Here is a 13611-nt window from a genome sequence, read left to right as displayed (position 1 = left end):
GATATATTATTGGTTATTACAGCCAATTACGACCACATCAATATAATGGCGGATTAACACCGAATGAATCAGAACGATTATATTGGTTAACCTCTAAAACCGTGGCTAGTATTTGTTGACCACTACAAACCCACCGCCCATCCTAGGCTGGCGGGTAAAGAGATAAAGGAGGAAAATCTCTCGTAATCTATTAAACAATACTATTCATGAATCTAAAGTGAACTGGATATTTACAGGTATGCTTTACGTTTCTCACCATGATCAAAATTATGTATCTAAATCGAACCGATATGCGGCAACGTCCAGACATAACAAATACAGTCATCGAACAATCACACATAGTAGGACGCGTCCTACTACTTCCCATTATTCAGTTTGCCACTGCTAGTTGGTAGGTATTTGTTACCTGAATTTAATCGTTCTAAAACGCACCATTCATTTTAAATTATTTTATCAATCTTTAACTTACTTAAGTTTCATAACTTACGTAACCTTTAGCAGGAGTTCACAATAAATAATAATGAGCGCTGTTTTATTCGGTTTTAATGAATGGTTATTACTGTTTTTTTATGTAATTTTTGCATTAGAAAAACTAATCAAAAATTATATTATTTCTCACTTTTAAAAGCCGATTAAACTCCTATAATGCCCCACATCGAAACGCGACCCACGCCTTATAAATACTGTGTTTAGGCAAGGTTGTACGTTATAAAAAACTTGCTTTATTAAGGAATTCACAATGTCACGTATCATTAACAAAGTTGTTAGCTTATACACTCCAGTTTTCGCTTCTATGTACAAAGCGCAAATCAAATAAGCGTTTAAAGAATTTAAAAAGGGCGTTGAAGGTAACTTCAACGCCCTTTTGCTATTTTGTTAATAGATAGCTCAAAATGTGCCACTTGGTGCTTAATTTTTTATAAGTGCATCACCGATGCTCTCTACTGCTCAATAAAGATTTATGTCGCAAATAATTAGGACTTTTACTGGTTCTTTCACACATTTCACTAGATTTGCGATAGAACCTATTTTAATAAGCCCAAATTTATTGGACTTACGTTTAGATTACTTTAGATTTCACCTTGCCACTCAGGAGTCATTGCTTTTAATGCCATCGAAGCTCCACCACACTCGTAAATAGGGTAAGATTCTCTAATACGTGTAATATTAAAATACGCATATAATTTAAAGTTTTCTCCATCTTTTAAATATACGCCGTATCTAAGGCCATCAGTTACTATGAGTCTTTTACAGTTTTCTTTTCCTTGAGCATATCCTTCTGCTTGTGAAATGGCATTTAAGCACGAGTTACCTTTTCTTTTTGCTTCAACAACAACATCTAAATTAGAGTCATTTCTCGGTAAACGTTTAAATAGTGCAATATCTACTTTATTCCACTCAATAGCCATTTTTTGAGGTGTCCAACCGAGGGCTCTCAATAGAGGTACTGCAAGGTAGGCAACCGTTTCAAATTCTGAAGGGTCTTGGTATTTTTGATACCACTTAGCAATTCTTATTAATTCATCAATTTCTTTGGTTAGTACATCAATTGAAGTGCTAGATACACCGTAATCAAATAGTGATTCTGATATATTTTCAAAACAGATATCTTTTTGAACGTTAACCTGTGGTAGTTTTGTGAGTGTTGGTAGACTATCAAAATCTAATTTTAAAGAGTGTATCCAGTTGATGACGATATCTGATGTAAGTTCTTGTGTTGTATCGCCTAACTTAAGTGAATAAGTATCAAAAGTTTCTGGATTTTCGTTATATTTCCATAACCATTTTACTCGACGGATATGTTGCAATCCCCATCCGTCTACATCGCCAAAGTTTTCATTATATTCATAGTCGCCGACTACCATACCTACACCATAAACTTGTGAAGTACCTAGTCTAAGAACAACAATATCTCTGTCTATGATCGTTTCGCAAAAGCGCTTTAAATTGGTAATCTTTCTCGATGACCATTCATTTTTTTTTAATTTTTCAGCACAATCAGGCCAAGCTCCTTGATAACCAGGTCCTGTAATAATTACATCCCATTTAAGACATAAATCTACATAATCTCTATCTTGGTCACCTGCAGCGTGTTGCCAATATTTTATTGTTCTAGTCATATATTTCGATAAGTGGATTGTGATTATTATTGTTAATAACCCCTGAGAGTAGGGCTTATTTGACCGTATGGTTATTTATGCGCACTAAGTGCTGTTAACGGCTCTATTAATAATGCGGTTAAAAAACAGAGAATGACTCCCAGCTGAGAGTCGTTCTTGTGTCTAAATTTCTGTCGCATATGTCGCTGTACTTGCTTCTTTCCATCCATTGTCAGAAATAATTTCTTTTGCCTTTGCATCAGCTTCATCCTTCGTTTTAGCTTTAACAGTGACAACAAAGAAAAAATCCAAGCCATCCCTTTCAACAGACTCAGACCACTGATTGTAATAATCCCTAGTATTTTCGCTCCGCCTCTTAATTGAACGTTTATATAAAGCACGTCGAACATCATCTGCGGTAGGCTTTGGATTCTTGATTAGCTTACGGTATCCCTGATTACCAGTGGAATACGCGACCCAAGTTTTTGTATTTAGACAGATATTTTTTTGATACATATATTTAATCCTGATTTAAAAGAGAGAAACAGATAAATACGCTTTACTCATTGATTTATAAATATTGAAAAGGATAAAGAAATATCGATATTTAATAGATGATGGTTAAATCGATCCGATATGCGGTAACGACCAGATATCGAAATACCGCCTCGATGGGAAGTATTTTTAGTGTCACTTATCCCAATAACATAAAAGTTGCGATTTGTTGTGAATCCAGAAAAAAAGATCGTCTATTGACGATCTTTAATATCATAAACACTTAAAGCGAATTGTTGCTTTTGGGTAATTGCCTAAGATAAATGGCCCTTGGTTTTCGTGAGTATCTAGTACCTCTAAGCTTTTATCTAAGCTTTGACAAAACTTGTTAGCTTGCTCTAGTACTTCTTGTAGTAACGGTTCACTACCCGATGGAAAAGCCCCTTCCTGACGCGACATAACATATTGATCTTGTCCTGAAGGTGTTGGACCCGTAGTTGTTGTTGCACAACCAGCTAGCCCAAATAAAGCAAAAGTAATAAATAGTTTATTCATAATAAAATTCTTCAATAAAACAAAAGCGATATTAAGCTTATTGTTATTTTTTTCAATGTTTTATCTATGTTTTCATATGCTTTGTGGGATACCATTTGCGGACAATCCGAGGATAAGGCCCGCCAGCGAGACGCGCCATTCATTTCAAACCACACCCTTACCACCATCACGTTAAAACGCCTTCGTGTGAAAAGCCGCAATGCAAGCATCGCTCACACCAAGGCAACGTCATGGTGTTGTCGGGGCGGTTTTCCATTCATTTTGCCGCTGGCTAGCTTAGGAGCTTGTTTCCAACCCCTATCCCCAATCTTGGGGAAGTTTACGCTCGCGCAAACAAGAGCCGTTCGCACCGTAATGGCTCACGCTCCTAGGTTTAACTGAATTGGTTTGTGGTTCGCCATTACCGTGCGTTTGGGTATCGTGGGTGCTGGCGCTTCATAATTACGGCTACTTGGTGCCTTTTGCTGGCACAAAGCAGCCTTAACATAATGGTTTTTATACGCACTAACCAATTTTAGGTAATCTTAGTGCCACAGTAAATTTGGCATAAGGGATATCATTAATAATCTAATATCTAGGTAAAAGCCGTTTAAACCTCAACAGTTTTATTCCTTTGTATAGGTCTTATATATATTTACATTAGTTACTTTAGTTGTAACGCTATAACCATGATTCATTAAACGATTATCAATATAAAAATACGAAATAGCACTAATAACCACAGCTATCGCACAACATAAAATTAACATTTTATTATGTTGTTCCTTTTGCGTGTCAGTCCAACTATGTGCTGCTACTTTATTTGTTTTGATAATAATAAACATGGCAAGCCACAACCAAACAACAACACCAAATAATGATATTCCGACAAGCGGTGCGCTTACTGAATATTTAATGATATTCGTTAATGAATACGCATTAAAAAGTGCGGTTATCCATGAACTAATGAACCAGAAACACCCAGCACTGAGTAGTAATGTTATAAAAATAAACCCAACTTTATTTTTTAATGATATTTTCTCATATTTGTAATTTTCTAAGCGCACTTGTCAGTTATCCTGAAACATTTTTCACTTCAAATAATGGGTCCAGTACTACACTAAGAGCTATGGAAACAGCGGCAATAATCACTAACGGTAAAACTCCAGTACCTCCAACAATCAATCCAACTATCAGCTCTGCACCATAAATAGATAATGCGGTTTTTATAAAATCAGCGCCTACATTCCCGAACCAATCGTAAAAATCGGTCTCATCGTTAAAAATCAGATCATTCGTATTTATCGCGGCTGATATAATCATGGTCATAGCACCGGCTTTTATACCTGCACCTATACGCTGTTTTGGGGCTAATCCTAGCTGTACTACTTTCGGGTTATCTATGGCATAGGTCTTCGTTCCGTTCACCTTAATACGCATACCTTTAACCATCACATGGCGTAACATCTGATTGCCATTATTTCGAGTTGATATTGACACACGTGTTTTCCCATTGATCACGGAATATCGTGCTGTTACACCAAAATCGCCAAATGCTTGAGTCAACATAACAGCGCCAAAACCTGTAGCTAAATACTCACCCCATGTTTTAACTTTATCTATATCTTTCAAAATCAATGTCGATGGGACTTCACCCTTTTGGTGGTATCGTTCATCAATCATGTTTTTTATGGAATAGAAGGTATCTTCTTCGGTAAGAATCAATACAGATTGGTGATTCTTTTCTAATTCTTCTTGTGTTGTACATTGACCAATGAATAATCCATTACCTGAAATATTATTCATCAGTTGCTCATGCTTCAATGAATGTTGATTAGCCTCAATACGAGCTAACGTATCCAGTGTTTTTTGCGCCCTAGCTTCTTTAGCCAATTCGGATTTATTAGCACGTTCAGTCTGTTTGACTAAGCTGTCATGACGATTAAGCTCAGTAGGCGGCGAGAGCCATGTTAGAGATTTAGCCATTTAAAAATAGAAAGTTTATTGAGTTTGAATCATTGTAAATAAAAAAGTGGCTAGGCAATAATTTGCCCCAAATGGGCTCTATTTAACATATTGTATGTTTTATGCGAAATGTTACGTGCCTAACTCCAGCAAGCTGGCGGGCACTGGGCACAACGCATAAAACGGCAATTATGTTAAATTTTCCGTGCTCAGTTTGGCATTGGTGTTCGCTTTAGCCACAAGCCAACATCAAAACTGTCTAACGAGGGACGTTCGCCAGTAAAATACGAAATATTTTTATTAAAAAGTGTCGATAGCGTAATCAGTGTATCTAGTCGTGGTCGTGTTTTTCCGTACTCTAAATCTAAGTAGGTTTGTCTTGCTATTTTCATGTGTTTAGCGGCATCGACTTGCGTCATGCCATGCTCTTCACGGACTTGTTTTAGCAAAAAGTGAAATGCGGTAGGGGTGTTCACTATTTTAGTTCTTCTATGTTTTTATACGTCGGACCAAGAGATTGTATCGCTAAACGGGAAGTTGAAAAGTAGGGAAAGTGGTTTTTCGTATAAATGGTGAGGGTGGAAAGTTGCCACTAAATAGATGATATAACGCTTTGTGTTTAATCGTTCTTCATTACTATGAGTTAGAAAATAGGGTTCTGTCGCAAACTTTGGGCTATTTTATTTGTTGCTAGGTTACTCAAGTTGATTATGCCGCTATCAGATTTCTGTTCGTCAAAGCTATGTTTTGCCATTTGCCTCCTTCAGCTTCCACCTCACGATAGGCTCCTTGTATAGGCTAACACCTCCCGCTCGACAAGGTGTGTAGAAGTCTTCATCTCTTAGGTTGACATCATGTTCGGCGCATAACGAAAAAGGCCAAGTGCATGCACTTAGCCTTTATTAAAAACCATCAACGTATTTAAGACTAAATAGTTAGTTAAGTGACATCGTCACACGATTTATCGATAGCGGATCTAATGTTGGCTTAGGTAGTTTTAGTGCTTGTACTGCGCTTAAACCTTCTGAAGTGATCCCACCTTCATATTGTGGCTTAGGCTCACCAGGAACAAGGTAGGCTTTTGAACCTGGGTTCCATGCAGCAAAAAAGTCCGACAGATCTTTTTGTGCTGCGTAAGAGGCACATAACATCAGTTGATCACCTTTGCTTAATCCATTTTGATTACGACAAACGTTATTGGTTGGTAATAGCGTGTTGTCTTCTTCATTATTACGCGTTAAACGATGCATTAGCTTGATCAAATCCCAGCCTTTTAGTCCGGTTACAGTATTCGCGTAGTAAGATGGCAAAGGTGCTTTGATAGCGTTATTGATATCAAACTCTTGCTCTGCCCATTCTTTTAACTGAGCAAACATCAGTAAACGTTCACCGTTACCGCCAGCAGCCCATGCATGTCCTTGCTCTAGGCGGACAAAGTCAGGTGCCATTTTGATATCAGCTTCGACACGGGACATTTTACCGAGGTATTTATCCTGCATGTAAAGTGCCAGCATGTTGTTCACCACTTCTGTAGCACCTTCCACATTAAATGGTGCTTCAGCGGCATTGTGACCAACCTCGTGCCATAACAACCAGTCATTTAATGGTGTAGTTGATAGTGATGTTGATGTTTTATTAAAGCTGCCGTTCATCATTGGGTAGCCGGAGTGGGCTGCGCCAATAGAAATAGCGATATCGTTTACAAAGTGGTGCTTGTTATTTGATCGCGTGCTATCTGTCGCTTTGCCATTATGACCATTTCCTTCTCCAACCGCTTCATCACGAGCGTAGAAATCATTGATATCTGCGGAGAACAAATCAAGTTCTGCCGCAAATTTGGTTCTATCACCACCATAATTGTTTGCTGTTAAATTCTTAGCGGCAGCGGTGTAAATAAAGGTATTCGATTCAATTTCACCAATAGGTGCTGGTGAGCTTTGATCGTTAACCCATTTATCGACCTTAAACCAAGGGGCGTTCACCGTACCTGAGAAGTTTAATGTCACAGGATTGGTTTCATTACCTTGCACATATACGAGGCCGCCATAAGGCGCTGTAAAATTAGCTGTTGCATTGGGTTGTAGAGTAAAGGTCTTGGTCATACGAGGCGGACGCTTTAAACCTAACTCATGTTTTTCACGACCTGTTAAATCATCTGCCAGTGCAACGGTTACTGTGATCGGATTACTATTACCGGATGCCGTGATTGTCATTGGTTCATGTGCAATTGCCCATTGACCCGTAGCTTGACGGTTTCCTGCAAACCAAGCGGCAGTGTTATTACTTAAATCAACAGTGATGCTAGTGCTACCACCACTTGTTGTAACTTCACCAGGGTATTGGCGAACATCTGCTTTAATATCAAGGTCGAAGTAAGTTCGACCCAACATCAAGCGTGTTAGCGGTTTTTCCATGTAATTTAATGGGTAGCTTGGGTTCATCCAGCCAGCGTATTTACCTACGTTTTCTTTCTCTGCGCCATAAACCATGTTGTTGGCTTCAAGGCTTTGCTTTAGCGCATCACTACAGGTGGTTTGCCCAGCAGCGGTATCACCATAACAGTTTAGGAATTCAGTAAAGCGTTCAAAGCCAAGTTCGTCTTCTTTACCAGATTCAAAGCGATAATCGAGATCGTTCCATAACCATACTGTCATGTTTTGGTAGATACGATTAAGATCAACACTGCTTAAGCGTTCACCTTGGTTGCCTCTAGTTCTAAAGTACAGTTCGTGTTGGTATAAACGCTCGATATTAGTACCAAGATCTGCCGCTTTAATCATGGCCTTTGCTGTCGCTTCATCTAGCGGAAGTTCTTTGTAAGCAGCACGATTCATGGCTCCAATAATTGGAACACCATTTCCTGGACGATACTCTAGACAGTTAATCTCATAGTGATAATCCGTTAACGTACATTCTTTAACATTGAACTCTTTAAGAATACGTTGTTTGTCTGCGTCAATATCTTCTGTCGCTCGCGCCTTACCGTCTTGGTAGGTATCAACGAAAGCTAACAGCTCAACGTTTCCACCTTGCCCGTCTTCAATCAGCTTACGTGCGACTTCTAAGCTTGGTTTATCGTCAGGCTTTTCGTTGGTAATAAAATCCCAGCTAACAGAACCATCAAGGTTAATGGTATAAGGCAGTTTAATATTACCGGTTGTTTCGTCTTTGCTACCAGTATAGCGTTCTAAGACCCAGTAACCGTGTTGACGTTGAGAACGGACGCGTTCAGGGTAGCCATAACTTGGACCATTACCACCTGCGGTTGATTGACTATTAATGGCTAATCCTGCACCGTCCAGTAAACGAGTAAAGTCATCGTTCACACGTTTAGTAATACTTTCCATGATCAAGATATTACCGCCACGCTCTACATAATTGAGTAGATCAGAAACATCTTGTTGCGTTAGTTTAGGTTGTTCGGTGTTGGCTAAAGAAGGGATCTCACCACTGGTTGATACACTATTTTCGTAGCCGTTTAAAATTAATAACGGCATATCAACGGGATCGATACCACTAAAGCTTGAAAGCTGTTGAGCTGTCATCTTAAAGCGAGGATCAATAACAAATGGTGCTTTATTACCAATGACTAGATGTCCTGAACGGCGGAAATAAACATCAGGAATATTGGTACCAATGTTGATTGGTTCTACTGATGCCGTGTATTTATCACCAATTAAATAACGGAAGGTATTGGAGAAGAAATTCGCCATATCTTCGGAGTCTTGGGTGTTATTCCAACATGCTCCGTTGTCACTTACGCCGTTATCCCAACTATAGCTTTCAGGGCACACCAGAATCGTGTTGTATTTGCTGTTACCTAGCAACATAACTTTACCAGCACCTACTTCACCAATACTGATAAATGGCAGATTAAAGGTTGCAGTGTTACCACCGACTAAATCTGGTTTGACTGTTGATGGCGCGTCAGTAATGTATGCAAGAGAACGTTCATCCCATGCTTTCTTCTCACCAAAACGTAGCCAAAAGTTATTATCGTTACGCGGCATCAATACAGGAAATGCTGCATTCGAGATGTTGATTGCACCTTGTCCACGAGGATAACCTGGACTGCCGTAGTACCATGTTTCGTCACTAAATACGTGGAATTTAGTGACAGGTTTCCAGCCTTCTGACTGCGCATCAACACCGGCCCCCCATAGCTTTAAAATATTCGCTTGAATGTTACCGCCAGCATCCATCACACGAGGAAAAGATAAGCTTGAGATACTGCGTGTGGCACTACATTTACCTTCACAAATCGCGGTGTCGATATCTAGTGCTAAACCTTGATTAAATTGTTTATCAAACTCACCATCAATAGGTGTTGGAGTCCCAGTGCCGTTATCAAGCATCACAGGCTCTGACAGTGATAGGTTAATCGCTTCATTGATGACGTTCGGGTACATGGCAAATACTTGGCGCACACGATCGTTGATCACAAGCTGTGAACCATCATGAGAGTAACGTTGCAATAAACGTTCAGCATTACGGCCTAGGTGCTCAGCGCCTAAATCTGCAATGGAAAACTGTGTTTTATTGGCTTTGATTTCACCTAATTCAAAGGTATCAATACCAAAAGAGACAGTTTCACCCCAGTTGAATGAGAATTTGCCTTGTTCATCGGTAATGCCACGAGATGAATGGCTGTAGTACTCAATACCTTGTACTGGATTGTTGTGACTATCAACCAGCGTACCTTGAGATAGGATCACCTTTGTCGGTTGATAAACCAAGTTTGCCTCCGCATTGGCAGAAACAAAATTAGAATTTAGATCGTCACTTGTACCAGGAGTGACTTCTGGTTTTACATTCGGTTCATGAGTAGAAGGTTTGCTATCCGCTTCGGTATTTTCTTCGACTTTATCGGCTAATAACTTGTTAAACTCATCTTTACTTAAGGTCTGTAATTCTGTGGAGTGATACAAGCTGTTAAAACGTAATTGCTCAGCAGAAGATAATGACAGTTCAACTACGCCACCGATAGCAGTACCACTTTTAAGTAATAGGCTTCGAGTGTTATCTAATGCATTTTGCAGTTCAATAGCATCTGTGATCGCAACAAAACGATCTGAATCCGCTAAGTTTAAGCGCTTAACTTTTTCTAGTGCTGTGTCTTTGGTGATTTTAAGCTCGATATTGCTAAATGTTGCAAGCTCAACAGCACCGTAATAACAACTGACAGTATCGCCATTGTTAATAATCAGGCTGTTTGCTGTTTCACCATTACATAACACGCTGTTGCCAAAACTAAGATCGCTATCTAAAGCAAAAAGTGCGGTGGCGGTTGGATCTGGCTCTACTGGAGGGATGACTTCTGGATCACCTGTTTCAGGATCAACAACTGGTGGCGTGATTTCTGGCTCTGTTGGTGGTTCAACAGGTGGAGGTGTGATTTCTGGCTCCGTTGGTGGTTCAACAGGTGGCGGTGTGATCTCAGGGTCGTCAATATCTGGTTCTGGAAGTGGTTTACTCGGCAGAATTTCGGTAGGAGGAATAATGGTTGTGTTAGATGTATCGTCACCATGACAACCTACCAATAAAATTGAGGAGCTAATAGCAACAGCAATAAGTTTTTTTTGCATGAAAGCATGACCTAAGATAGTGATTTTTTTGCTGTTTTATATTGTAATAATCAAGTTGGCAACTTGATTTATGTCTCTGCTTACAACTTGAAACAATTATAAAAAACAAGCTTTATGGGTATACCCTAAAGAAACCACTCTCCACTGCCTCTCAACCCTTACCGCTTCATTTGTGAAACCATCTATACTAAACTGATTTGAGAAACCAACTTAAATTAAACCAGTTTAGGGAAAACCATGCTGATCCGTGCTTACCTTCGCGCCTCAACCACCGAGCAAGATGCCCAACGGGCAAAAGAAGAACTCAAAGCCTTTGGCGCCAAATTTAATAGTCGCATTGCTGGCTACTACATCGAAAACCAATCTGGCACCAAGTTAGAACGCCCTGAACTCAACAAGCTGATAGATGACAGCGAAGCCGGTGATGTGTTGCTGATTGAAAAGATGGATCGCCTTACTCGTTTACCTTGGCTTGAATGGAAAACTTTAAAAGCACGTATCATGGAAAAAGGGTTGGTGATAGTGGTGGTAGATCAGCCTATGACGCATGCGGTGTTCAGCGCAGGAGAGCAGAACAGCATTACGTTGGCTTTAACCGAGTTCATGTTGGATTTGGGTGCAGCCATGGCCCGTGATGATTACGAAACTCGTCATAAACGCCAAGCGCAAGGCATTGCGAAAGCAAAAGCGGAAGGTAAGTACCGTGGGCGCCGTGTGAATGAATCCCTGCATCAAGATATACGAGATCAATTAAAACTTGGGCGGAGTTATTCAGAAATACAGCAGAAGTTAGGCTGTAGTAGGGCGACAATAGCGAGAGTGGTAAAAGAAGGTTAGTTTTGTCGTGTTGGTAGCAATGTCGGGGCGAATTGCTTTTACTGTGATTTGTTGCGTCTTTAACAAATATTAAATGCGGTATTTTAGCCACAAGTGATGCTTGAATGATGCAAAAACAGGGCTTAACGCCCTGTTCTTGTGTGTAATGTTCTTTTGTAGTGCGCGATAGATTCATTAAGTTAAATAGGGCTGTTTTCAGAGAAAAGTCACACTAGGTGTCGAGTGATAGGTGTTTGCGGTATTAAAGTCGTTTCTATGATTTAATGTCTGGTCGCTATCAAATGAAATAGCTAAAATTAAATATCCTGCTTAAGAGTATGGAGATGTTCATGCTGGATAAAACTCGTGGCAATATTTGAAGTTATGAGTCAAAGAATAATCGCATCAAATAGTTTTATTGAATTTTAGTCCAAAACTGAATATCGCTTATGATGGTTATAATTAATAGGATGACTATATTTGAAATCACAACTTCCACCACAAGATGTTTATGATTTATTAAAAGAGCATATGGGATTTCTTTCAAGCTCGATTGCTGCTTTTCATGATGGTAATTTTGCCGAAGCCAAGCGAATCGCAAGCTCTATAAGAACACTTCTACATCATTCAAAAGATGATGAATCGCTACTAACTCAGTTTAAATTAGCTTTTAATCTAGAAAAAGACGTAATATTTTTCGATATTAAAGATTATGGTAAATTGAGTTTTTTCAATAGTTCAGTAATATATTCTAGCGTGTCTATTCCTATGTTAAAAAAAGATTTTGATACGAGAAGTCTTTTGGGGAAGTTTCCTTGTTTAGTAACAAAAAATGATTGGTTAAATACAGTTGTTTTAAAGTATGGGAATAAAACTTGGTCAAGAAATGATTCTGTTACTTTCTTAAGGAATAAAATTGGTGGTCAGCACTTTAATGGAAAAGTTAATCAGTTTGATTACGAAAATATGAAAAGTATGAATTTTATAAGATTATCTAGAGAAGGGATGCAGACAGAAGAAGAAAGTATTTCCCTTTTACATGTATCTATTTATGAGTCAGGTATAAGTATGTGGCACAGTGTTCGCCAGTATATGGAGTATGCTTCTAGGGTTACCAATTCAAAAGGTGAACCTGACTTGTATAAGAATTATTACCCATATATTTAGGGTCTTATTAAAATCTCGTGTAACTGATAATTATCAAGACTTTAGATGATTTGCGAGTACGCATTAATAGAATTACTGTTAAATGACCGTCCATTGAGGCGGTCTTTTAGTATCTGGACGTTACGGCGTATCGGATCGCTTAAGATCAAATATGTTAAATACAGTCTTTTTTAGCTAAAAATCGTTTAAAGTGATTTTTTAATTAGTCTAAAGTATTTAAACAACAGGGAGTGTTATAAATATTCATTACAATAAAATCTTGTAATAGATCTTTATAATAAATCATTTAAAAAACAAGCACTTGACAGTGTTTTGGCTCGGTTGTATGGTTAGGCTATAAACATTTAATACTTGGATTTTAAAATGGATAAGATAATAGCTTCAACTCAAGAAAATGAATGGACAGGTTCAATTGCTCTAGATGACGCAGATGAACTTTATTTAAGAGAATATGCTTTAAAACACGGGTACATAGAGAGCAGTGATCATATATTAGGTTTTAAAGTAACGAATTTAACTGTATGCCTTTATTATGGAAAAGATACGTATTTGAATCTAACTCAGAAAGGTAAAGAGCCAAAAATGTCAGAGTTTGATGTTAGTATTACCGAGCTTTTTGAACTATTTAAAAGAGTGTCTTTTGCTGTATCCCGTAGAAACATTGGTAATGGTTTAGCATAGTACGCATACATTCTGATTACGTTAAAAAACCGCATCATCATTCATCATGGCGGTTTTTTGTATTTGGTATAATGGGTTAACAAAACCAAATCGGACAGGTGTAGTGGTCAACAAATACTAGCCACGGTTTTAGAGTTTTCCTAATATAATCGTTCTGATTCATTCGGTGTTAATCCGCCATTATATTGATGTGGTCGTAATTGGCTGTAATAACCAATAATATATCGAGTGATTTCGTGTTTTGCTTCAGCAAAACTACGATAACCTAC

At 38.6% G+C, this 13611-nt stretch carries 10 protein-coding genes and 1 pseudogene; 3 read left to right on the top strand and 8 right to left on the bottom strand.

All coding sequences use genetic code 11. The annotated features are described in order from the left end of the window. Positions 1–1070: 1070 nt before the first annotated feature. The 7 genes from C9J45_RS21065 to C9J45_RS21035 form a co-directional block, all read right to left on the bottom strand. Positions 1071–2120, bottom strand: a complete 1050-nt coding sequence (locus tag C9J45_RS21065; RefSeq protein ID WP_107208642.1) for a hypothetical protein — start codon at positions 2118–2120, stop codon at positions 1071–1073. A gap of 162 nt (positions 2121–2282) precedes the next feature. After that, positions 2283–2615 carry a hypothetical protein gene (locus C9J45_RS21060; RefSeq protein ID WP_107208641.1) on the bottom strand — a complete coding sequence of 111 codons (333 nt, stop codon included), beginning with the start codon at positions 2613–2615 and terminating at the stop codon, positions 2283–2285. A gap of 252 nt (positions 2616–2867) precedes the next feature. Next, the gene (locus tag C9J45_RS21055) at positions 2868–3149 is read right to left on the bottom strand and encodes a hypothetical protein (RefSeq protein WP_107208640.1); all 282 of its coding nucleotides are present in this window, start codon (positions 3147–3149) and stop codon (positions 2868–2870) included. 605 nt (positions 3150–3754) lie between these two features. After that, a complete protein-coding gene (locus tag C9J45_RS21050) occupies positions 3755–4195 on the bottom strand; it encodes a hypothetical protein (RefSeq protein WP_045187065.1) in 441 nt (146 codons plus the stop codon). A 7-nt stretch (positions 4196–4202) separates the two neighbouring features. Next, positions 4203–5114, bottom strand: a complete 912-nt coding sequence (locus C9J45_RS21045) for a hypothetical protein (RefSeq protein WP_107291462.1) — start codon at positions 5112–5114, stop codon at positions 4203–4205. A 188-nt stretch (positions 5115–5302) separates the two neighbouring features. Further along, positions 5303–5569, bottom strand: coding sequence for a helix-turn-helix transcriptional regulator (locus C9J45_RS21040; protein ID WP_107291463.1), 267 nt, complete (start codon positions 5567–5569; stop codon positions 5303–5305). 459 nt (positions 5570–6028) lie between these two features. Further along, positions 6029–10678 (bottom strand): SslE/AcfD family lipoprotein zinc metalloprotease, encoded by a 4650-nt coding sequence (locus C9J45_RS21035; RefSeq protein ID WP_107291464.1) that lies wholly within the window; start codon positions 10676–10678, stop codon positions 6029–6031. A gap of 237 nt (positions 10679–10915) precedes the next feature. Here C9J45_RS21035 and C9J45_RS21030 point away from each other — a divergent pair, with 237 nt between their 5' ends. From C9J45_RS21030 to C9J45_RS21020, 3 genes are all read left to right on the top strand, one after another. After that, positions 10916–11515, top strand: a complete 600-nt coding sequence (locus tag C9J45_RS21030; protein ID WP_107260804.1) for a recombinase family protein — start codon at positions 10916–10918, stop codon at positions 11513–11515. Positions 11516–11974: 459 nt separating this feature from the next. Then, entirely contained in the window at positions 11975–12661 is a 687-nt protein-coding gene (locus C9J45_RS21025) for a hypothetical protein (RefSeq protein WP_107291465.1), read from the top strand. Between the two features lie 363 nt (positions 12662–13024). Then, positions 13025–13342, top strand: a complete 318-nt coding sequence (locus tag C9J45_RS21020; RefSeq protein ID WP_107291496.1) for a hypothetical protein — start codon at positions 13025–13027, stop codon at positions 13340–13342. A 140-nt stretch (positions 13343–13482) separates the two neighbouring features. On the opposite strand, the pseudogene C9J45_RS21015 reads toward C9J45_RS21020, so the two are convergent. Continuing rightward, positions 13483–13611 (bottom strand): annotated as a pseudogene (locus tag C9J45_RS21015) (IS3 family transposase); the annotation flags it as partial.

Origin of the sequence: Photobacterium sp. GB-1, assembly GCF_003026165.1 — a bacterium.
Classification (GTDB): Bacteria; Pseudomonadota; Gammaproteobacteria; order Enterobacterales; family Vibrionaceae; genus Photobacterium.
This window is presented reverse-complemented; position numbering and strand designations above follow the sequence as displayed.